This window comes from Streptomyces sp. NPDC033180, from assembly GCF_055577645.1.
In genome coordinates, this window is sequence record NZ_JBVIPU010000017.1 from 135,952 (window position 1) to 155,170 (window position 19,219).

20 protein-coding genes and 1 pseudogene are annotated in these 19,219 nt (G+C 68.9%); 6 read left to right on the forward strand and 15 right to left on the reverse strand.

Going from position 1 to position 19,219, the window contains the following annotated elements:
- Positions 1–257: 257 nt before the first annotated feature.
- From ACZ5WE_RS33205 to ACZ5WE_RS33225, 5 genes are all read right to left on the reverse strand, one after another.
- Positions 258–425, reverse strand: a complete 168-nt coding sequence (locus ACZ5WE_RS33205; protein ID WP_467694176.1) for a hypothetical protein — start codon at positions 423–425, stop codon at positions 258–260.
- 268 nt (positions 426–693) lie between these two features.
- Entirely contained in the window at positions 694–1,071 is a 378-nt protein-coding gene (locus tag ACZ5WE_RS33210) for a hypothetical protein (protein WP_467694178.1), read from the reverse strand.
- 666 nt (positions 1,072–1,737) lie between these two features.
- On the reverse strand, positions 1,738–1,884 hold the full coding sequence (locus ACZ5WE_RS33215; RefSeq protein ID WP_467694180.1) for a hypothetical protein: 147 nt from the start codon (positions 1,882–1,884) through the stop codon (positions 1,738–1,740).
- Positions 1,885–2,091: 207 nt separating this feature from the next.
- The gene (locus ACZ5WE_RS33220; protein WP_467694182.1) at positions 2,092–2,607 is read right to left on the reverse strand and encodes a hypothetical protein; all 516 of its coding nucleotides are present in this window, start codon (positions 2,605–2,607) and stop codon (positions 2,092–2,094) included.
- Complete coding sequence (locus ACZ5WE_RS33225) at positions 2,591–2,866, reverse strand: hypothetical protein (protein ID WP_467694184.1); 276 nt, start codon at positions 2,864–2,866, stop codon at positions 2,591–2,593. The genes ACZ5WE_RS33220 and ACZ5WE_RS33225 overlap by 17 nt, the downstream gene beginning before the upstream one ends.
- 337 nt (positions 2,867–3,203) lie before the next feature.
- Between ACZ5WE_RS33225 and ACZ5WE_RS33230 the strand changes: the two genes are divergently transcribed.
- Positions 3,204–3,419, forward strand: coding sequence for a hypothetical protein (locus tag ACZ5WE_RS33230; RefSeq protein ID WP_467694186.1), 216 nt, complete (start codon positions 3,204–3,206; stop codon positions 3,417–3,419).
- Positions 3,420–3,993: 574 nt separating this feature from the next.
- Here the strand turns inward: ACZ5WE_RS33230 and ACZ5WE_RS33235 are convergent.
- Together ACZ5WE_RS33235 and ACZ5WE_RS33240 are read right to left on the reverse strand one after the other, a co-directional pair.
- Positions 3,994–4,449, reverse strand: a complete 456-nt coding sequence (locus tag ACZ5WE_RS33235; protein WP_467694275.1) for a DUF3592 domain-containing protein — start codon at positions 4,447–4,449, stop codon at positions 3,994–3,996.
- A 291-nt stretch (positions 4,450–4,740) separates the two neighbouring features.
- Complete coding sequence (locus tag ACZ5WE_RS33240; RefSeq protein WP_467694188.1) at positions 4,741–5,430, reverse strand: transposase; 690 nt, start codon at positions 5,428–5,430, stop codon at positions 4,741–4,743.
- Positions 5,431–5,882: 452 nt separating this feature from the next.
- On the opposite strand from ACZ5WE_RS33240, the gene ACZ5WE_RS33245 reads away from it, so the two are divergent.
- The 5 genes and pseudogenes from ACZ5WE_RS33245 to ACZ5WE_RS33265 all read left to right on the forward strand — a co-directional run bounded on the left by ACZ5WE_RS33245 (position 5,883) and on the right by ACZ5WE_RS33265 (position 10,688).
- Positions 5,883–6,188 carry a hypothetical protein gene (locus tag ACZ5WE_RS33245; RefSeq protein ID WP_467694190.1) on the forward strand — a complete coding sequence of 102 codons (306 nt, stop codon included), beginning with the start codon at positions 5,883–5,885 and terminating at the stop codon, positions 6,186–6,188.
- Between the two features lie 649 nt (positions 6,189–6,837).
- Positions 6,838–8,088, forward strand: coding sequence for an MFS transporter (locus ACZ5WE_RS33250; RefSeq protein WP_467694192.1), 1,251 nt, complete (start codon positions 6,838–6,840; stop codon positions 8,086–8,088).
- Between the two features lie 316 nt (positions 8,089–8,404).
- Positions 8,405–9,280: a trypsin-like peptidase domain-containing protein gene (locus ACZ5WE_RS33255; protein ID WP_467694194.1), complete on the forward strand. Its 876-nt coding sequence runs from the start codon at positions 8,405–8,407 to the stop codon at positions 9,278–9,280.
- A gap of 481 nt (positions 9,281–9,761) precedes the next feature.
- A pseudogene (locus ACZ5WE_RS33260) lies at positions 9,762–9,901 on the forward strand (IS21-like element helper ATPase IstB); the annotation flags it as partial.
- Positions 9,902–9,932: 31 nt separating this feature from the next.
- The gene (locus tag ACZ5WE_RS33265; protein WP_467694196.1) at positions 9,933–10,688 is read left to right on the forward strand and encodes a 2-phosphosulfolactate phosphatase; all 756 of its coding nucleotides are present in this window, start codon (positions 9,933–9,935) and stop codon (positions 10,686–10,688) included.
- Positions 10,689–11,778: 1,090 nt separating this feature from the next.
- On the opposite strand, the gene ACZ5WE_RS33270 is transcribed toward ACZ5WE_RS33265, so the two are convergent.
- The 8 genes from ACZ5WE_RS33270 to thiE form a co-directional block, all read right to left on the reverse strand.
- Positions 11,779–12,897 (reverse strand): substrate-binding domain-containing protein, encoded by a 1,119-nt coding sequence (locus ACZ5WE_RS33270; RefSeq protein WP_467694198.1) that lies wholly within the window; start codon positions 12,895–12,897, stop codon positions 11,779–11,781.
- 538 nt (positions 12,898–13,435) lie between these two features.
- Positions 13,436–14,056 carry a dihydrofolate reductase family protein gene (locus tag ACZ5WE_RS33275; RefSeq protein WP_467694200.1) on the reverse strand — a complete coding sequence of 207 codons (621 nt, stop codon included), beginning with the start codon at positions 14,054–14,056 and terminating at the stop codon, positions 13,436–13,438.
- Positions 14,056–14,562 (reverse strand): SRPBCC family protein, encoded by a 507-nt coding sequence (locus tag ACZ5WE_RS33280; RefSeq protein WP_467694202.1) that lies wholly within the window; start codon positions 14,560–14,562, stop codon positions 14,056–14,058. The genes ACZ5WE_RS33275 and ACZ5WE_RS33280 overlap by 1 nt, the downstream gene beginning before the upstream one ends.
- 3 nt (positions 14,563–14,565) lie before the next feature.
- On the reverse strand, positions 14,566–14,907 hold the full coding sequence (locus ACZ5WE_RS33285) for an ArsR/SmtB family transcription factor (protein ID WP_467694204.1): 342 nt from the start codon (positions 14,905–14,907) through the stop codon (positions 14,566–14,568).
- A 663-nt stretch (positions 14,908–15,570) separates the two neighbouring features.
- Positions 15,571–16,965, reverse strand: a complete 1,395-nt coding sequence (locus tag ACZ5WE_RS33290; RefSeq protein ID WP_467694206.1) for a purine-cytosine permease family protein — start codon at positions 16,963–16,965, stop codon at positions 15,571–15,573.
- A complete protein-coding gene (tenA, locus tag ACZ5WE_RS33295) occupies positions 16,962–17,651 on the reverse strand; it encodes a thiaminase II (RefSeq protein WP_467694208.1) in 690 nt (229 codons plus the stop codon). The genes ACZ5WE_RS33290 and tenA overlap by 4 nt, the downstream gene beginning before the upstream one ends.
- Before the next feature lie 5 nt (positions 17,652–17,656).
- Complete coding sequence (gene thiD, locus ACZ5WE_RS33300) at positions 17,657–18,490, reverse strand: bifunctional hydroxymethylpyrimidine kinase/phosphomethylpyrimidine kinase (protein WP_467694210.1); 834 nt, start codon at positions 18,488–18,490, stop codon at positions 17,657–17,659.
- On the reverse strand, positions 18,487–19,125 hold the full coding sequence (thiE, locus tag ACZ5WE_RS33305) for a thiamine phosphate synthase (RefSeq protein WP_467694212.1): 639 nt from the start codon (positions 19,123–19,125) through the stop codon (positions 18,487–18,489). The genes thiD and thiE overlap by 4 nt, the downstream gene beginning before the upstream one ends.
- Positions 19,126–19,219 lie beyond the last annotated feature (94 nt).

Consider the following 19,219-nt stretch of genomic DNA (forward strand, 5'->3'; position numbering starts at 1 on the left):
TCCCCACCCCCCACCCCCCCCCCCCCCCCCCCCCCCCCCCCCCCCCCCCCCCCCCCCCCCCCCCCCCCCCCCCCCCCCCCCCTCCGTTGTGGTGGACGGCGAGATCGACAGCATCCTGCATGGCAGTCGCGACGACTTCCGTGTGAGCGGGCGCGAGGTCGATGGGGCGCTGGACACCGGTGGTCTCGTCGCTGACCCACATCCGGATCTCGTATCTGCCCGTCGTGGGGTTGAGGACGGCTTGCGGGAGATCGTTTTCAGGCGCAGCGTGCTCCTTCACGGCGGGGCCAGTAGGCGGTGTGGCGTGCGGTGATACGGCCCCACACATCGATGTGGAGCGGGCGGCGTGCGTGCTGGTTGGAGGCGGCGATGATGACCCATGACCCCCACGGCAGGCTCCGCAGGCCCAGCGTCGCCAGGGTCAACAGAAGATGGAGGACGTGGTTGACGGGGCGCCCGATCACTGGCGGGTCAGGCCGATGTCGGCGTCGTCGAGGGTCTCGCGCCGCCGGGCGGGGGTGAGCTTCTGCTCGGTGGGCGGTTCCGGGAGATGGGCTGTTGCTGTGGGGGCCCGACCGAGAAGCTCGGTGTTCGCGTCCGAACGGGGCGGTGGGCATGGTCATCAAGGTGTCTCTGAGAGAAGGGGCGGGGCCAGGCGGGCGGTGATGGAACAGGGTGCGGAGCGAACGCGGGTTACTTGTCGCTGCGGGGCCGGGGCTTGGTGTCCCAGCGGCCGTCCTTGTCGAAGACGATGCGGAAGTCCTCGCCCCACGTCAGGTTCAGATCAGTGACGGCGTCGAGCGTGCGGGCACAGGCGACCTCGGAGCCGGCGCATTCCTTCTTCACGTGATCGCCGATGCGCTGCATAGCGCCGGTCAGGGCGCTGTTGGCGATGTCGGCGACGCGCTGTCCGGCTTGCTCCGGGGCCTGGTTCTTGACCGGCGCGGGGGTGTCGGCTTCCGCTGAGTCCTGGCCCATGGTCATGGCGCCGGCGATCAGGCCGATGGCCAGCGCGCCACCGGTGGCGGCCGTGAGGATGCGGGTACGGCGCGAGTCGAGTGTGCGGGTCATGTGGGTTGGCCTTTCAGCGGGTGAGGGCGGCGCGGGCGAGGAAGAGGCGCTGCCAGCGGGGGATGTCTGCGTAGGCGAGGGCCTCGCGCATGGCGGCGGTGTAATCGGCGCAGGTCATCTCGGACTCTCCGGGCGGGTCAGGCGGTAGCGCCGTGGTCGTAGGCGTACGCGTAGGCCTAGGCCGAGCAATCGCCGAAGGCCTCTTCCGCACAAGGGCGGGCACATCAGCGGGCAGGAGCAGAAACGGCGCGAGCGGTGCCAGCCGAGGTCGTCCAACTCGTCGTTGTCCAGCTGGGTGGGCGTGATTCCGTCGAACTGGGGGCACGTGATGCGGGTGGCGATCATCAGCTCGTACTCGGTGGTCGGCATCCGCTTGCTCGCTGTTTCCCCGCCTTGTCTACTTATGCGTCAATTTTCGCGGAGTACGGAGTACGGAGTACGGAGTACGGAGCGGGGAGTGGGGGCGGGGAGCGGGAAGCGGGTTCCCGACGGGTGACGCCGGGCACCACCCCGCAGCTCACAGGGAGTGGTGGGATGACTGCGCCCCACCGGCCGGAAGCGGTTGAAGAGCCGATGGGGCGCAGGGTGCGAACAGCGACGGGGGTGTCGCTGCACGCGGCCCCGCGCGTCCTGGGGATAGGAACGCGCGGGGTGTCGGGATGTGCGCTATTCGACGTCGACGTGAGTGCGGGGTACGGGCTTCTTCCTGCCGCGCGTGACGATCTTGGTGGTGCGCTTGCGCGGCCCTCGCGTCGCTTCGCATTCGGCGGCGGCCTGCTGGCGGATCTCGGCGAAGTCGCGGAGGGCGTTCACGGGGTGTCCTTTGTGGTGGGGTTTGTTCTATTGCAATAAATGTAAATGAGAGGCAAAGGGGTAGCCGGTGCTGAACGTCCCCAATGAGGGGGGTCGAAAGACCCCGCACCCGCGAAACTCCCAGACCAGAGGAGGTGTTGACCGACGACGAGCCCGGACGACAGATCTACCGTCGGCGTCCAGAGCCGGCCGCTGGCCGGGACGGTGCTAGTGCCCCGGTGACGCCCACACGCCGCCGGCATCGCGCACAACCTCCACCAGGTCGACGACACCCAGGATCATCCCGGCGTCGGCGCGCTCTGCTCGGCGATCTCTCGGGTCGGCGCGATCCTGGGGCCCGTCTCGGGCCGCTGGGCGCAGTGGATCAGCAGCCGCCCGCGATAGGCGCCGCCCGGCCGCCACGTACGGTTCTCCACGGTCTTCAGACCGTGGATGGGGTGGGGCGTAAAGAGGTACTGAGCCCACGGGGCTTTGAGTGTCGGCGCAGGCGGCACGCTCACCGTGCCGTCCCCGCGCGTCGGCCACGTCGAGGAGCAGCAGATAGCGCTCCAGCGAACCGAGCGCGACTGTCTCGCACGTACCGCGGATCTCCCGCCGCATGACGGGTGTGGCGCCTTCCTGAGCCTCCTGCATGAGCGCGATCGTCATCGCCGCCTGGTCGTACAGATCGGCAGCGCGCTCCCGGTGCGCGATGGGCCGCGCGTCCTCATCCGGCTCGATCACTGCTCGCCCTCGTCCCATCCGTGCCCTCGCACTCCCGAGCTGCCACGCACAGCTCGAAGGCGCGGGCCTCGTCACGGGCCTGATAGTGGCCCCACAATCGTGTCCACTCCTCGATGGCGGGATGGCGGACGAAGACGTCCTCGGGCAGGGTCAGGTGGCCGGGCACGACCGCGAAGGGCTCCAGGACGCGTCTGCCGCGCCCGTGTTCGTCGTACTCCCATCCCTCGTCGCGCCGCAGCGCGAGCACCGTGAACGGCATCAACGGTTACGTCATGTCGGCAGTGATCTGCTCCAGGTCGGCCGCGTACTCGGCACTGTCGGTGGCCTTAATCGCGGGCCTCGGCGGCGGGGGCTGCGAGTCGTGCGCCAGGACCACGGCCCTGGCAGATCGGACGATGTGGTGCGTTGCCCCTTGGTGTTCCAGGAAATGTCGGCGCCTAGCGGGGCCTAGCCGCAGGGAGAGGGGCAGGCGGTTCACGCCGACCCGTACTCCCGGCAGTACGCGGTCAGGCGCACACCGCGGATCAGGTCCCTGTGGCGGCCCTGGTGCATGCTTGCGCGTACCACCCGCCGCCCACAATTGAGGAATCCGCCGCGTGAGTACGCAGACTCCGAAGCCCGTACGCCCCTCCGTCATGCGTCTGTGGCGCTGGGCGGGCGGGGCGCTTCTCGTCCTTGCCTGCGTGCTGGTCACCGTCGATCCCACGACGTCGACGTTTACGCAGATCCTCGTGTACGTGTGCACGGCGGGCTTCTTCGTGTCGCAGCTCGCCGCGCGGTGGATCGTCCCGTGGATCAACCGGCCGCGTTGAACCGGCACCGCCTGCGCCTGCGGTGGGGGCGGGCGCAATGCGATCACTGCCGGGCCGCGTGGGCGCAGACCAGGCGTGGGCACGCCCTGTTGAGCGACTGCCCTGGGATGATGCCGTTGGCGCACGGGCACCGGTACGAGCGGGAGCACCAGGTCGAGCCGCTCAACTTGGACCGCTGCTGCGAGCCCTGGGGCTGCCCTGACCTCGACCCCTCGCACCAGTGGCACGGCCCGCTGGCTTCGTTCACTTCAGACGACAGCGCTTGTCCACCGGTTCGAGAGGCAGTTGACGGTCAGCGGCGGCGCGGATGTTCATGAGAAATGGGCTCTGGCACAGATCTTGGGGAGCGGTCGAGCCAGTTGGCGCATCGTTCGACACCATCCGCCGCGTGGCTATGTACGCGGTTGTGTTGGGACGTCGTTTCGGCACGAGATGCAGAGTCGCGCACTGGCGCGAATAGGCGGTGCTCACGAAAGCGGGAGTCAGTGGTCCTGGACCGACGCGACGCCAACCTGCTACTGAAGTCCTCCAGGTGGAGGGCTGGTTCCCTTATGCAGTCCGCGCCAGTCGGTCCCTAGGGGCACGAGGTGCTGTAGTCGCTCGTACCCCAATCACACCTTTCAAATGAAGATCCCCAGAACACCATTACCAGCGCGATTCCTATCCCAATCAGCGCAAAGGCCGTCCCTCCTGCGCCGACGAGCAAGTAGATGCGGGTGCCCGCGGACGGGAGCGTCCAGCGGGAGGGGTCTGCCGGGTCGTAGTAGACCGTGACCGGGGTGCCGGGTGGCGCGTTGCGGTGGAGCGCGCGGGCTATGTGGCCCTCGGTTTCCATGGTGCAGCCGTCGGCCGTGGTCCAGGCGATGACCGGGTAGTACACGGTGGTCGGGGGGTCCGAGCTGTTGGAACTCAGCCTGGTGGGGTGCAAGCGGGTCACCACCCCCTCCGCCCTCGCGCCCTTCCGGCGCAGTCTCCGGTCCCGGAGGAGGGCACGACACGCAAGCGTGCTCGTGACAGCGCCGATCAGCATGAAGGCCGTTGGGAGCAACCAGAGTTCGAGAGGAGGAGGCACGAAGACCGTTCCGAATCAGCGGCGGCGGGACAGGGGCAGCGTAGCCACGACAAGGTGTGCAGCGGCGCGGAGGGTCAGTAGCGGTGCGACAGCGTCGATCTCTTGTGCATCGACGAGGTGGACTGTGCGCCACGAGGCGCTGGTGGATCTCGCGGGATGAGAGGCCCGCCGCCGGTCCTCGCAAGGGTTGGTTGAAGCTGGAGGCAGGCTGAACCCCGGGTTGGGCGTTTGGAGAGCGGTCGCGGAGGGTCACTGGAGCAGGATCATCTTGCGGAGTAGTTCGAATTCGGCGCGTCCGCAGAGCTGCCTTTCGATCTTCTTGATGCGGTTCACGGCGCCCTCAGTGCCGCCGGAGCTCCATTCCAGGGTGAGTCCGGCTGCCACGGCGTCGAAGTCGCGACGCAGGCGGCGCGCGAAGCCGGTGAGGCCGGACAGTTGGCTGGCTTCGACGGCGTCGATCCATCTGGGGAGCATGGCGCCGAGGCGGTCTGTGAGTATCTCGCCGAAGCCGCGGATGTGCTCGGCGGCCGTGTCCAACTCGGGGCAGCGGGCCGGGACGGCCTTCAAAGCTGTGCGGTCGTCCTCGCTCAAGGAGGTGGGGTGGCGGGTGAGCCAGCCGGTCACCTGCCGAACCGTCGGTGGTGGGGGCGTTACTGGGGACGGAAAGGCGCGAAGAGTGGCGATATGAGCGCGGACCATGCCATAGAAGACGGGCGCACTCTCGGCGAGCAGTTCGCGGTGCAGCCGGGTGACGCTCGTGCATCCTTCGGCGAATCGCCGCTCCAGGCAGGGCTTGAACGGGTCGAGCCGGCTGGGCCGGGGCCGGCCTTCGTGAATGGTGTCCTGCCAGCGGGTGGCGCTCGCGTAGCACAGCACGGTGTTGAGGCCCCAGCCCTGGGAGCACGATTCGCACAGCATCACGGGGCGGACAATTCCCACGCCGGTAGACGTAATGGAGTTGGGCACCCTCAAGTTTTTGTTGAGCTGTGAGCTGTGAGCTGTGAGCTGTGAGCTAGTTCGCGGTCGCGCGGTGCACCGCCAGGAAGTTGCCGCTCTGCGGCGGCGAGGCGCCAGAACTCTCGCGCCTCTGTGATCAGAGCCCTGGCTCCCTCGCCGTAGACAGCCGATCGCCGCTGAGGCCGACGTCATGACGAGGCTGTCAGTCATGAGGGGTCCTTTCGTTGTCCTGATACGTGCACTCTCGCAGGAGGTCGCACGGTCTTTCACCCTCGGCCGCCTGGCACTGGCTGACCCTGAGAGTGCCGACGGTGCGCGCGGGGGTTTTCATCGGCTTCTCATCCCCAGGGGCCGTCAGAGACAGAGACGAAATGCGCTGGCTGTGAGGATCGAAGGGCAAGGCAAAGCAGCACCCACGATCACGGAGACTCCGCATGAAGAAGTCCACAGCGATCGCCACGTTCGCGCTCATCACGCTCGGGACGCTCGGCTCGACCGCCGCCGTCGCGAACGCGTCCACCGCCCCGAGCAAGGGGCACAGCCACACCGTCGAGCGCCCGGCTGGCGCCGACTCCAAGCCCGCCAAGAAGATAGGTGAGGGCTCGTACTCCAAGGCGGTCAAGGTGCCGGCCGGGACCGAGTCCAAGCCCGCGAAGAAGGCCGAGAGCGCCACGCCGAACTACAGCGAGACGGTGAAGCGGCCCGCCGGCACCGACTCGATCCCCGCCCACAAGCGGTAACCCCCGCCGCGCCGGAGCCGTCGTCCGGTCCCTCAACCCACCCCTGCGGGCGGGTTGAGGGACCGGGCGCGTGGCAAACGCCAGCCGCGGTCGAGGACAGGCTGGGGCCTACGCGTGTGGCCCCCAGCAGCGCCTGACTATCGGCGGGGAGGCGGGAAGAGGCGGTGTGCCTGCGTCCCGCACTGCGAGGCGTGCACGATCCCATGCAGCGCCAGTTTCAGGTTGGTGTCGTCGAGACCGGCGAGCGCGCCACGCGGCCCCACTGGGCTGTTGACGGCCAGTGAGCCCGCAGCCGCAGTTGTGCTTGCCGGGGGTAGGTTCCGCGCCCTCCGGCGGAGTTGCATCGGATGCGTATGCCGAAGTTCGGAGAACCGGACGGAACCGCCGCCGGACGGAACCGCCGCCGGACGGAGCCGCCGCCGGACGGAACCGCCGGACGAGGTCCGCCTTGGGTTGGGGCCAGGCGGCAGCCGAGGCCCCGCCTCTGGTCAGTCATCCGCGGCCCCAGGCCGTGATGCTGGTGGCCGCAGTGCGCCACGGCCGCCGCTCGGGCGGAGGCTGCGGCGGTTCACCGGCCTGTGTCGCGATCAGGGCACGCGATCTTGGTACACCCGCGGGGGGTCCTGCGACCGCTGCTAGCCTGCCGTCCATGATCAAGGGCGGCTTGGCAGGCCGAATAGGCCGCATGGCGGGGGACAGCAGGCCGGAGCGCGTGCTGGTCGCCGCCAGTTTCGTCAACCGGGTCGGCAACGGTCTGTTCAACGCGGCGTCAGCGCTCTATTTCACCCTGGTCGTTGGCCTGCCCGCGGTACAGGTCGGTGCCGCGCTCACCCTCGCCGGAGTGATCGGCTTGTGCGCGGGGATACCCGGAGGGCATCTCGCCGACCGGCGAGGGGCGTGCACGATCATGATGCTGGCCCTCGCGGTACAGGCGATGTCGATGGCGACCCTCGTCCTCGTCGAGAGCTGGGCCGCGCTCACGATCATCGCGACGGTCGACCAGATCGCCGCGGCGGCCGGTGGGGCGGCCTGGGGCGCTCTGGTGGTCCGGGTCGGGGGTGATCGCCCGGCCCTGTTCCGGGCCAAGCTGCGCACGTTCGTCAACCTGGGCGTCATTGTCGGAACGGTGGGTGCCGGGCTGGCGCTGGCCGCGGACACCCGTGGCGCCTATGTCACGTTGATCCTGGGCAATGCGGCGAGCTTCGCCCTGTGCGCAGTGCTTCTGCTCCTGCTGCCCCGCTATCCGGTGCTGGCAGTACCGCCGCGGCAGCGTCGCTGGCTCGCTTTCACAGACCGCCCGTTCCTGACGTTCACCGCCCTCTACGGGGCCATGGGACTGCAATACCCGGTGGTCTCCCTGCTCCTGCCGATCTGGATCTCCCAACACACCGAGGCGCCGCGCTGGACGGTGGCCGCGCTGTTCGCCGTCAATGCCGCCTTCTGCGTACTGATGCAGACCAGGATCGGCTCCCGCATCGAAACCCCGCACGACGGCGGCAGGGCGTTTCGCACCGCGGGGCTGCTCTTCCTCGTCAGCTGCCCGATGATGGCGCTGGCGGCGTACACCCCGGTCTGGGCGGCAGCGGGACTGTTCCTGGCAGCGATCTTCGTCCATAGCCTGGGAGAGGTCTGGGAGTCCTCGGCGGGCTTCGCTCTGGGTTTCGGCCTTGCCCCCGACCATGCCCAGGGCCAGTACCAAGGTCTCCTCGGCCTCGGCTTCAGCGCGGGCCAGGCTCTCGCCCCAGCGATCCTCACCACGGTGGTACTCGGCCTCGGCACGGCGGGCTGGCTGCTGCTGGCGTTGTTCTTCGCGGCGCTGGGTGCTGCCGGCCCCTCTCTTGCCCGCTGGGGCATGCGGACCCGGCCGCAGCCGGGCGTTGCTTCGGAAGCAGCAGGATGATCGGGGGGTAGGTGTTCACGACGTCGGACGCGTTCTCAAGGCCGGCGAACCGCGCCCCAGCCCTCACAAGCAGCGCTCCAACCCAGACGCATCACAGCTGAGGCAAGCTCAGTTCACTCCAGTGTGACGGCGACGTACGGTCCAGAGATGGACGTAGTCAGCGGCGTTGTCAGCTCATGCTGACGGCCTCGGCCTCGTGGGCGAGTTCAACCAGCAGGATGTCGCCGAGTGTCAGCCGCCCATCCGGGGCAAGGCTGAGCGCAGCGGGTCACGCCGCGGGCGTCAACGTCGGCCCAGTGAGTCGTAGTCTGCCTGTATGGATGGAGTCCGCAGCGTTCATACGCTGTCCTTCGCTGCTTTGTACCTCGAGTCCTGGCACCGCTCTCGTGGCGAGGCCAGCGACATGCGGCTCGGGCCGGCCACGGGTTTCCTGGTCGGGACCCCGGGGGACTTCTGGCTTGTCACTGCCTGGCATGTACTGAGTGGCCTGCGGTCCGACACGGGGAAAGCTGATCCCAAAGGGACGGGACTGCGCCCGGACTACGTACGCGTGCGCTTTGCCGGGCAGGCGGCGGACGGCTTTCATCCCGCCAACCGGGACTTTGAGCTGTACGACGACGAAGACCAGAACAGGCCGCGGTGGCACAGCCACCGTGAACAGCGCGTCGACGTGGCGGCCCTGTACATCGGCGATGCTCCGGAGGCCGCGGTCGAGGCGTTCCTGCCCAACACCTGGCCCACAGTGCGTGATCTGCACCCCTTGGACCGTCGAGCGACTCTTGGTCCCGACGCTGATGCCAAGATCCCCCTGCGGATCACGGATCGTCTCTTCGTCCTGGGGTTCCCCTTCGGTAACACTGGCAGTTGGCCGTTCGCCGTATGGACGGCAGCTCCGGTGGCAAGTGAGCCGCTTGCCCGATGGGACGGCCTCCCGGGCTTCCTCCTCGATTCCAGGACCCGCCCGGGCCAGTCCGGTGCACCAGTCGTGATGCACATTCGACCCGGTGAACCTGTCGCAGTTGACGGCGGCGTTCTCATGCACGAGGAGTCGGTCACGGCACTGGTGGGGGTCTACAGCGGGCGGCTCGACGAGAGGTCAGACCTAGGCATGGTGTGGACGACCGACGCGCTCTTCGACATGCTCCCGGGGATCGCCCCACCGGGCTGGTCGGCACCGGATACGTCTGGTTGAGAGGCGACGGGGCGATGTCCTCGGGCTGGCTACGTCCGTTCGACCGAGACGCTCCGAACGCCGCGGCTTGTGTATCTCGGGGAGGCTGGCGGGTTGCTGTAGAGGCTGGTGCCGTCGCCTTACGCGTCGAGCCGGGCGGCGGTGTCGGTCTTGTAGCGCCGCCACCATGATTCAGCTGTTCGGCGGCAACCTCAGGCAGCGAGCCCTCACCGAAGCACGCGAGGCGACACAGAACACTTCGGCCGACTGAGCGGGGGCGACCAACAAGGCCGCCTGCACCCTCGTCGACGCCCGCGCGGGCACCCAGTTCGTGTTCTTCGACAACACGTACATGTACCCGGGCACGACCACCCCGCAGACCGATCGTCCAGACTGCTGGCCTGCCAGCCAGACTCGCAGCGTCAACGTCCGAGGTGGGCAATCAACCTCGCATAACCGGCAGCTTCTCCACGCGCTGTCCCAACCCAACCCCTCGGTCCGGACGAAGACGTTCACCGATCCCAGGCTCTGCGCGGCCATAGTGGACCGCCTCCCTTTCGGCGGCAACATCTCGAGACCGGCAGCGACCCCCACCGCCTCGTCCATATAAAGGCCCACCAGGAGGCCACCGCAGGTTCCTGACCAGTCCCTTCCGCTGGCATGATCATTGGTCATGGACGATTGTCTTCTGCAGGCAGGCCACGGTGTTCGATTCGAGTGGGGTCCCACGGGTGCGGAACGGCTGGCAGCAGATGTCGCCTGCATCGTGGTAGTCGATGTGCTGTCGTTCACCACCTCGGTGACGGTCGCGGTGGAGTCCGGGACGCGGGTCTACCCCTATCGTTGGCGTGACGCGACCGCTTCCACATTCGCCGATCAGAGAGGCGCAGACCTGGCAGTCGGCCGTCGCATGGCCACCGCGTCAGCGCCCTGGTCGCTCTCTCCCGCATCATTGCGACGCGCCCCCTTCACCCCGCGCCTGGTGCTTCCCTCACCCAACGGTTCCGCCATCGCTGCCTCGGCCGGCGAGTCACGTGTGGTTGCCGGGGCCCTCCGAAACGCGACGGCCGCGGCGCACTGGCTCGTTGGCCAGGGCTACGGGACCGTCGATCGCCCCGTCGCGGTGATCGCCTCGGGCGAGCTCTGGCCCGACGGGAGCCTGCGGCCCGCCATGGAAGACCTGCTCGGCGCGGGAGCCATCATCGCCGCGCTGCACGAGCGGCTCCGCGACACGCTCTCGCCGGAAGCCGCCATGGCAGCGGCCAGCTTCCAGGCGACCTCGGACGTCAGCGCTGCGGTGGCCGCCTGCTCCTCCGGGCGGGAGCTCATCGGCGGGGGATTTGCCGAGGACGTCCTTGTCGCCACCGAACTGGACGCCTGCACCACGGTTCCGGTCCTCATCGAAGGGGCATTCACCGTCGCTCAGTGACGGATCTCTCCGCCTGACGCCACACGGACCGTCAGCAGCTCCGGAGTGAGGCCAATCGACTCGTTCCCATGAGGCCAACAGACTCGTGCGAGCTCACCCACCAACGCATCGCATACGAGGCTCAGTAGGGGACCACCGCTCAGCCGTCGACCCCCGACGATCGAAGCAGGGAAGGTCAGGGCGAAGACTCCGCGGTCCCAGGCCACCGGCGAGATAGTGCCCGCCCGCTCGTGCCAGAGGCAGCCCGCTCCCTCCACGGCACCTCCAGCGCGGTGCGACAGAACGACGGAACCTCCACCACCGCCCCGTGGCCAGTGGTGGTGTAGCGGTCGCCCGTATCGGTACGGGCTGCGCGTCCGGGCCCGGACGCCTGCACATGGGCGGAGACCTGCACTGCCAGAGTGCCGGGTAGCGCCTGGGTGAGGCGCCGTTGGCCGTCGGGGAGACGCACGGCCAGGGACGCGGCTGCGCGGGCGGACAGGTCCGGTGTACCCGACAACCTCGGCATTGACCGTCTCGGAGTGCCGGATCTCGGACCAATCTCTCGCACCGCCCCGGTAGAGGCCGCGGGCCTGCTTCGCGACCACGACCTCAGTGCCCTGTTTGTTCCGGCGGTGTGTGTCCCGTGCTGGTGGTGTCCCTTATGGCAGGCTCTCGTTGGCAGTGAGTGTCGCTCGGTGCGTCTCGCTTAGAAGAGCTTCGCCGCTGTCTCGGAGCACGAGGATGCCGCGGATCTCGGCAAGGGTGCGGTCGACTGCCGCTTTCGGCACCGGGTTCGCTTGAGTTCAGGCAACTGTCGCCCCGGCCCGTTACCGGTCCGGGATCCGGGCCTTCACCCGCGGAATCGGCCTGTCGCGCAGCATCAACGCTTCGTTCTGGCTGGTGCGCCCTGTCCGAGAAGGGTGGCGGCGGAGGGGTCCGAGGCGAGCACGGCAGCGGTCAACGTGCCGGTCAGGGGGACGCGCGCGAAGCGGTCCCTACCGCGGGCCCACGCAGACAGCGAAGACAACAGGCCGACGGGGAAGGTGGTCCGTAAGCGATGAGTATGTGTCGGCATGCACGGCACGCTTCCGGGGCCCGGCGGAAGGAATCAAGAAGGATTGGCGGCTTGTGCCCCGCAGGACTCTCGGACGGTCAGCCGGGGCCGCAGCCAGACCTGGCGCAGCTCGGCGTCTGGTTCGTCGAGGCGGCGCAGCAGGGTTTCCAGGCCCAGCGAGCCCAGGCGGAACTTCTCCGGTGCGACCGAGGTGAGCGGCACCCGCTCAGTGGCCGCGTGCCGGTCCTCGCAGGAGACCAGAGCGAGATCGCCGGGGATGTGCACCCCGGCCCGGCGGGCGGCGGCCAGCAGCGCGGATCCCTCCATATCGCCGAAACAGATCAGTCCGGTCGCGCCGCTGTTGAGAACGTCGTCCAGGACGGTATCCGCGAGCGGGGGTTGGGCGGCAAGGACCTCCTCGAAAGTGTCGCAGTCGGTGACCGGCGGCCAGTCCAGCTGGGTAGTCACGCGCAGCCCGAGTGCGGCGGCTCCCTCTGTGAAACCCGTCGATATGCCCCGGCTGGGTGCACAGTTCGGCCTGCAGGCGAGCGCCACGTCGCGGTGGCCCAGTGCGGCCAGGTGCGCGAGGGCGAGATAGACACCGCCGGCGTGGTCAGTGGTCACGTGCTCGCTGGGGTCACCAATGCCAGACGGCGCTCGTTCCAAAAGCACGTACGGCAGCGGGAGTTCCCTCAGTAGGCGGGTGCGTGTGGCAATGGCGGCGTCGGCGGGGCCCGGGTGCGTGATGAGCAATCCCTCCGCGCCTGCCAGGTGGTCGGAAAGGCGGGTGAGGCGGTCCCAGCCGCGGTCGGCATACCCGGTGGTGTGCACGTCGATCGTCGTTCGGGTACGGGCTGCGGCGGCCTCGATGCCTGCGATCACGGGCGGGAAGTACCAGTCGCGTTCAGGCAGCAAGACTGCAATCCGCCGCCGCGCACCCGGTGGAGGAGGCGCGGACCGCGCAAACGTGCCCACACCCTGGCGCCGCTCAACACTCCCCTCGGCAGCCAGTACCTCCAATGCGCGCCGCACGGTGTTGACCGACAGGCCGTGGGTCGCAGCCAACTGCACCTCGGTCGGCAGTTTGCTGCCGGGCGGCCAGGTGCCGCCCCGGATCCCGCGGCGCAGCTCCGCCGCGAACTGGAGGTACTTGATCGGATCGCCGGTCGCCATGGAGGCATTCTGGATGACGTGTGATCACCGGGACAGTGGGCGAAGCACTCCAGGACACCCACTCACTGATGGGAACTTTTGAAAAGGCCGAGGCTGCTCCTCGCCCCACTTGCCTGGGTCTTTGAACTGTTTGGGGAAGGTGGGGAGCGGAGAGCGGAGAGCATTCCTTGATCACCAGACTGCAGGCAGCGGCGTATGGCAGGGTCCCGTGATTGGTGACTTCGCGAAAGATCCCCTGCACGCCGATCTGCGAGAGATGCGTGAGGTGCGTGAGGTGCTCTGGAAGGCCGACGGACTCGGCGAGTACAACGTACGTCGCCCGCTGACCTCGACGGGTACGTGGCAGAGCGGAAGGGAGAGGCGGCCGTGTCGTCTCCTTGTGGTTCTGATCACTGCCGGCAGCGGTCGGAGACCGTGTCGGCGCACATTGCCAGCTCCCGCCCCATAGGCGAGCACGCATCGCCATCCGTCGTCCCAGGGCGGGCCGGGCCGTCCGCGGGCAGCTGACCTCGGCGGGAGAGCGCTGAGTTCGGGACCGTCACCGCTTCCGGACGGTGTAGGTCAGGTGCGTCACCCTTGGGGAAGCCTCCGCGCGGACCTGCTCCAGGGCTACGCGACCCGCGTCCACGCCCTCGAACAGGCGGATTCCGGAGCCGAACAGCACGGGTGACAGCGCAATCGAGAACTCGTCGACCAGGCCCGCGTTCACGTACTCCAGGATCGTCGCGCCGCCTCCCGCGATACGGACGTCGCGGTCGCCGGCGGCCTCGCGGGCCTGGTCGAGCGCAGCCTCGATGCCGTCGTTGACGAAGTGGAAGGTGGTCCCGCCGGGCCGCTCCCAGGGGTCACGCTTCTCGTGCGTCACGACGAACACCGGCGTGTGGAACGGCGCCTCCTCCGGCCACATCTGCTCGCCGGCGTCGAACATGCGCTTGCCCATCACGCTCGCGCCGGTGCGCTCGAATGTCTCCCGCACGATGTCGTTGTCGCGCCCCTCCTCGCCGCCCGCACCGAGCTTCAGGTTCTCGCGGAAGAACCGCTGCGGGAAGACCCACTGCTGCAGTTCCATCCACTGTCGCCCCATCAACTCCTCGGGGGAATCGGGCGCGATGAATCCGTCCAGTGACATCGACACGCTGAAGAAGACCTTCCCGGTCATCAGTCCTCAGCTCCCTTCCGAACGGTCTCGGTGACGTACGTAGCCAGGTTGTTCAGGGTCTGCCGGCCGGCTTCGATCGCGTGGTACTTCTCGACCGCCTCGTCGCGCTGCTCCTTGGTGGGGAACACCGTGTGCATCTCGATCCGGGTCGCCGCGCCGTCGGGCTCGAACGTCAGGACCGACTCGAAGGCGTTCGGGTCGTCGCGGGCCTCACCGTGGAGCATCGCGATCCGTTCCGGCGGGGCGATCGCGGTCCAGGTGATCCACTCTTGGTAGTCCGTCCCGTCCGGTCCGTGCATCACGAAGTCCCACTCTCCGCCGACGCGGAACTCGAACGCCCGCGTGGTGGTGGTGAACCCTTCCGGCCCCCACCATCGCGACAGGTGCCGCACCTCGGTGAACGCCTCGAACACCAGCTCCCGTGGGGCGTCGATGATCCGGGAGATGGCAGTCTCCCGGTCGGCTGTGGCCGACTGCGTCGGCGTTCCCGGTTCTGTCGCACTCATCAGCTACTCCGTTTTCCTTGTCTGCTTCAGGTCCTGCACGTAGGCGTCCAGTCGGTCGAAGCTCTCGTTCCAGAACTGCTCGAAACCGCCGGTCCACTCGTGGACGGACCGCAGCCCGCCGGCGTCAAGGCCGTACAGGCGCTGCTTGCCCGCCTTGCGATCGCGCACCAGCCCGACCTCCCGGAGCACCCGCAGGTGTTTGGACGCCCCTGGCTGGGTCATCTCCAACTCCTGGGCCACCTCGGTCACCGACCGCTCACCCGCCCGCAGCAGCACCAGGATCTCCCGGCGCTGAGGCTCGGCGATCGCGTTGAAGACGTCCGACGTCGTCGCTGCTCGTGCCATGGACAAAATCATATTCCGATATCGGCATGCGTCAAGCCGTCGGGTGAGTTGCCAGCGGGCTACACCTGTGTGCCCGACGCGCCCAGCGCCGGCAGCCGCGTGGGTGAGGACGGAACGGAAGCAGCCTTCATCGCCCTGGTAGCAGAGCGCTGAAGGAGGCACCGGCGGCCAAGTAGAGCGCTCAACGCTGTCGTGCTGCCGGATCTCCTCGCCGTGGCGCGCGAACGCGTGCCGGTGGTGGTGTGCACGCGGGCAGCGTGACGGCTCACCGCGCGGGGACGGGGTAGTTCTGCCATGACGGGCCGCTGCGCGAGCAGCAGCTCCGGATTCAGGCGTGCAGTGCCAGGCCGACCGTGCTGTAGGCGGGACCGGCCCGGTCGGCCAGGCGCTCGGGTAGGCGGTTGGTGTAGCGCACCCGCGGTACTGCTGCACGGCTGACGGCTGACGGCTCATCGGGGAACGGGGCTTAAGTCGAGCAGGCCCGGATCGCCGCGGGGGCGGGGGGGGGCGACAGGATGCGCGTCCGTTGGAGCACACAGCGCTCACGGCAGGAACGCCCCGCTGCCCGCATCCGAAGAGCGCATCGATGGCGGTGGGATCCTGCTCCGCGGCCCCCCAGTGATGAGCGGCCATCTCACGAGCGCGCACCCGCGGTGCCTGGCACTACTCGGGGCGCGACTCGGGCGATGTCGCAACGTGGCGACGCCTGCGGCCCACCGAGAGGGTGGCGAGGGCAGCTACCGCGAAGGAGAGCAGGGAGGCGCTCATCCATGGCTGGACGGTGAGGCCCACGGTGTCCTGCAGCCAGGCCCAGAAGTCGGACCAGCCGGCGATGTTCGTGGGTGCGATCAGTTGGTAGGTGGCGAAGCCGAGCGTCCAGGGCAGAAGCATGACCCAGCGGGTGGGGGCCTGTTCGGAGACGTCCCAGGTGCGGTGGCCGCCGAGTACAAAGAAGTCCACGACGAGGACGGCGAACATCGGGATGAAGACCGCGCCGATCAGGTAGAGGAAGCTGGCGTAGCTGTCCATGTTCACCAGGAGTGCCAGGGCGGTGGCCAGGGTGCCGCTGATCAGGCACAGGACGCGGCGGTCCGCCCGGGGGAGCAGGTTCTGGGCGGACACGGCAGTGGAGTAGACGTTGGCGAAGGACTGGTCGACCTCGCGCAGCACCAGGACACCGAAGCAGATCACGCCGACGCTGGTGGCGGTGAAGGGGTCGAAGACCTTGTACGGGTCGGTGCTGTCGAACGCGATCACCGCGAGGGCTGCCACGCCGAGGACCGAGCCCGCGACGCCAGCGAGGGTCTGGCCGATGACCAGGCCACCGAACGCCGCCTTCTCGCTGCGGGAGTGGCGTGAGTAGTCGGCGACCAACGGCAGCCAGGAGATCGACACGGCGATCACGCTGTCGGCGGCGAACCAGAAGTCCTTCCAGGAGCCGCCCTCCATCGGGACACCGCGGCCGGCCAGGTCCCAGCCCAGGTAGACGATGGCCAGCACGACGGCGATGGTGACGTAGCGGCGGATGATGCGCAGGGCGCCGAGCGGGCGCAGCGTGAGCGCTGTGGTCACCGCGCCCGCGACGAGCACGTACAGCCAGCCGGGGCCCGGTTCGCCGAAGGCCTGGCGGGCCAGGATCTTCAAGCCGGTGGAGATGACCACCAGCTCGAAGACGGCCCAGCCGACCATCTGGAGCACGTTGAGGACGGTGGGCAGGTAGGACGCCTTCGCGCCGAACAGGCCGCGCAGCAGCACCATCGAGGGCGCACCGGTGCGGGCCCCGGTGATGGCGGCGAGACCGAGGGCGGCGGTGCCGATCAGGGTGCCGACGACGGACGCGGTGACGGCGGCGGCAAACGACAACGTCGGACTGCCGGTGCCCAGCGGGTCGAGGACGACCAGCATGCCGCTGAAGCCGAGCAGGCTGACGCCCAGGTTGGCCCAGAAGGTGCCTTGGTCCAGGCCGGTAAGGACCTTGGGGGTGGGCTGGTCGAGGGTGAGCGGCGCCTCGTTCGCGGGGGCCGGTCTCGGGGTGGTGGGTTCGGTGGTGATCGTCACTTCGCGGGCTCCGAGACCTGGGCAGGAGCGGCGTCGAATGGCCAGGACTCCACACGCCAGGCGGCGTCCCAGAACATCCACTCCCAGGTGGACGCGGTGGTGAAGGCCGTACGCATCCGTGCGCGGGTGGCCGGGTCGGCCTGGTCGGCGAGCCGGTTGACGATCTGTCGGGCGTGTTCGGTGGCGGCCTCGAACTCCTCGTCGGCGTACGTGCCGATCCAGTCGCCGTACGGGTGGACGGCGAGGTCGCCGGCCTGCTCGAGCAGCGCCCGGCCCACCTCGGCGTAGATCCAGAAGCAGGGCAGGACCGCGGCGGCCAGCTCCGGATAGCCCTGGGTGTGGGCGACGGCGAGCAGGTAGGAGGTGTAGCCGGTGCAGGTGGGGGAGGGGGTCCAGGCATCGACGTCGACGACGTTGCTCTCGTGCAGGGAGCTTTCGACGGCGACGGCGTCGTGGGCGGACTTCGCGAAGAACGCGATGTCCTGCGGCCGGTCCGCCTTCGCGGCGGCGCTGGCCAGCGCGCGGGCGTAGCCGCGCAGGTAATGGGCGTCCTGGGCCAGGTAGTAGACGAACTTCTCCCGGTCCAGAGTGCCGTCGCCGAGGCCGGTGACGAACGGCAGCTTGTCGATGGCCGAACGTATCTCGGCCGTGGCCGTCCACAGCTCGTCGCAGAACGTCGTGGTCATGGTGCTCAGCTCCAGTACTGGTGAAAGTGGTGGACGGGGCCGTGGCCGTGGCCGACGCGCAGGGTGTCGGCCGCACGCAGGGCCCCGGTCAGGTAGTCCTTCGCGGCGCGGACAGCGGTCTGCCAGTCGTCGCTCCGGGGGCGGAGGGCGGCGATCGCGGCGGAGAGGGTGCAGCCGGTGCCATGGGTGTTCCGCGTGTCCACGCGAGGTGCGGACAGCTCGGTGATGCTCGTGCCGTTGGCGTCTGTGGGGTGCGCGGCGTCGACGAGGATGTCGACGGACTCGGCGTCGTGAGTGTGGTGGCCGCCCTTGAGGAGAACGCGCCTGGCGCCGGTCTTGAGGAGGGCGCGGGCCTGTTCGACGGCCTCGGTGCGGTTCGTTGCGCAGGCGGCGCCGAGGAGGTCGCCGGCCTCGGGGAGGTTCGGGGTGATGAGATCGGCGAGCGGCAGGAGACGGTCGCGCAGCACCGTCACCGCATCGGCCTCGAGGAGGCGGTGACCGCTGGTCGAGACCATGACGGGGTCGAGGACGACGTACCGGGGGTGGTGCCGCTCCAGAGCGTCCGCGACGGCTGCGGCGATGGCGGCGTCAGCCAGCATCCCGATCTTGACGGCGTCCACCGCCACATCGGCGAACAGCGTGTCGAGCTGCTCGGTGACGAACGCCGGGGGGACGGCGTGGATGCCGGTGACGCCTTGGGTGTTCTGTGCGGTCAGGGCGGTCAGAACTGCTGTTCCGTACGCGCCGTTTGCGGAGAACGCCTTCAGGTCGGCTTGGATCCCGGCGCCGCCGGAGGGGTCGCTGGCGGCGATGGTGAGGGCTATGGGCGGGCTGGTCACGCGGAGACCTCCGATCGCAGGGTGCGGACGAGGGAACGGGCTGCGGTCTCGGGGTCGGGTTGCCCGCAGACCGCGCTCACGACAGCGATCCCGGCCGCGCCACTTCCCCTGACCGCGGCGGCCTCGGACACGCCGATCCCGCCGATGGCCACGCAGGGCAGCGGGCTCTCCCGGACGATGCGGGCCAGGCCGCCCAGACCGAGTGGGGCGTCCGCGTCCGGCTTGGTGGACTGCGGGAACACCGGACCGACACCGAGGTGGTCGACGGCATCGGGTACGTGCGCCAGCTGTTCGGGACGGCTGACGGACAGGCCGACGTACGCGTGGGGGCCGAGCTGGTGCCGGGCGGTCGCGGGGGAGACGTCCCGCTGCCCCAGGTGGACGCCGTCCGCGTCCAGCCAGACCGCCACGTCCAGGCGATCATTGACGATCAAGGGGACACCGGTGCCCGCGAGTTTGGCCTGGATCAACCGGCCGAGCGCGCACAGCGTGCGGGCATCCGCGTCCGGATCGCGCAACTGGACAGCGGTGACACCCCCCTTGACGGCGGCTGCCACGGTGGCGGCGACGCCGCGGTCGCCGCAGAGCCGGGTATCGGTGACGAGATACAGGGACAGGTCGAGTGGTGGTCGCATGGGGTGCTCCTTGGGGTCTCCCGACCGGGGGAGGGGGTGGAGACGCATCGGGAGGTGCTTGGAAAGAGGTGCTGGGAAAGAGGTGTAGGGAAAG

Coding starts and splice junctions, on each gene's coding strand:
- ACZ5WE_RS33280 (WP_467694202.1), bottom strand. CDS start 14,562: ATGAGTGCGACAGAACCGGGAACGCCGACGCAGTCGGCCACAGCCGAC.
- tenA (WP_467694208.1), bottom strand. CDS start 17,651: ATGACCACGACGTTCTGCGACGAGCTGTGGACGGCCACGGCCGAGATA.
- thiE (WP_467694212.1), bottom strand. CDS start 19,125: ATGCGACCACCACTCGACCTGTCCCTGTATCTCGTCACCGATACCCGG.
- ACZ5WE_RS33245 (WP_467694190.1), top strand. CDS start 5,883: ATGAAGAAGTCCACAGCGATCGCCACGTTCGCGCTCATCACGCTCGGG.
- ACZ5WE_RS33265 (WP_467694196.1), top strand. CDS start 9,933: ATGGACGATTGTCTTCTGCAGGCAGGCCACGGTGTTCGATTCGAGTGG.
- ACZ5WE_RS33250 (WP_467694192.1), top strand. CDS start 6,838: ATGATCAAGGGCGGCTTGGCAGGCCGAATAGGCCGCATGGCGGGGGAC.
- ACZ5WE_RS33275 (WP_467694200.1), bottom strand. CDS start 14,056: ATGACCGGGAAGGTCTTCTTCAGCGTGTCGATGTCACTGGACGGATTC.
- ACZ5WE_RS33285 (WP_467694204.1), bottom strand. CDS start 14,907: ATGGCACGAGCAGCGACGACGTCGGACGTCTTCAACGCGATCGCCGAG.
- ACZ5WE_RS33255 (WP_467694194.1), top strand. CDS start 8,405: ATGGATGGAGTCCGCAGCGTTCATACGCTGTCCTTCGCTGCTTTGTAC.
- ACZ5WE_RS33270 (WP_467694198.1), bottom strand. CDS start 12,897: ATGGCGACCGGCGATCCGATCAAGTACCTCCAGTTCGCGGCGGAGCTG.
- ACZ5WE_RS33210 (WP_467694178.1), bottom strand. CDS start 1,071: ATGACCCGCACACTCGACTCGCGCCGTACCCGCATCCTCACGGCCGCC.
- ACZ5WE_RS33235 (WP_467694275.1), bottom strand. CDS start 4,449: ATGCTGATCGGCGCTGTCACGAGCACGCTTGCGTGTCGTGCCCTCCTC.
- ACZ5WE_RS33225 (WP_467694184.1), bottom strand. CDS start 2,866: ATGCCGTTCACGGTGCTCGCGCTGCGGCGCGACGAGGGATGGGAGTAC.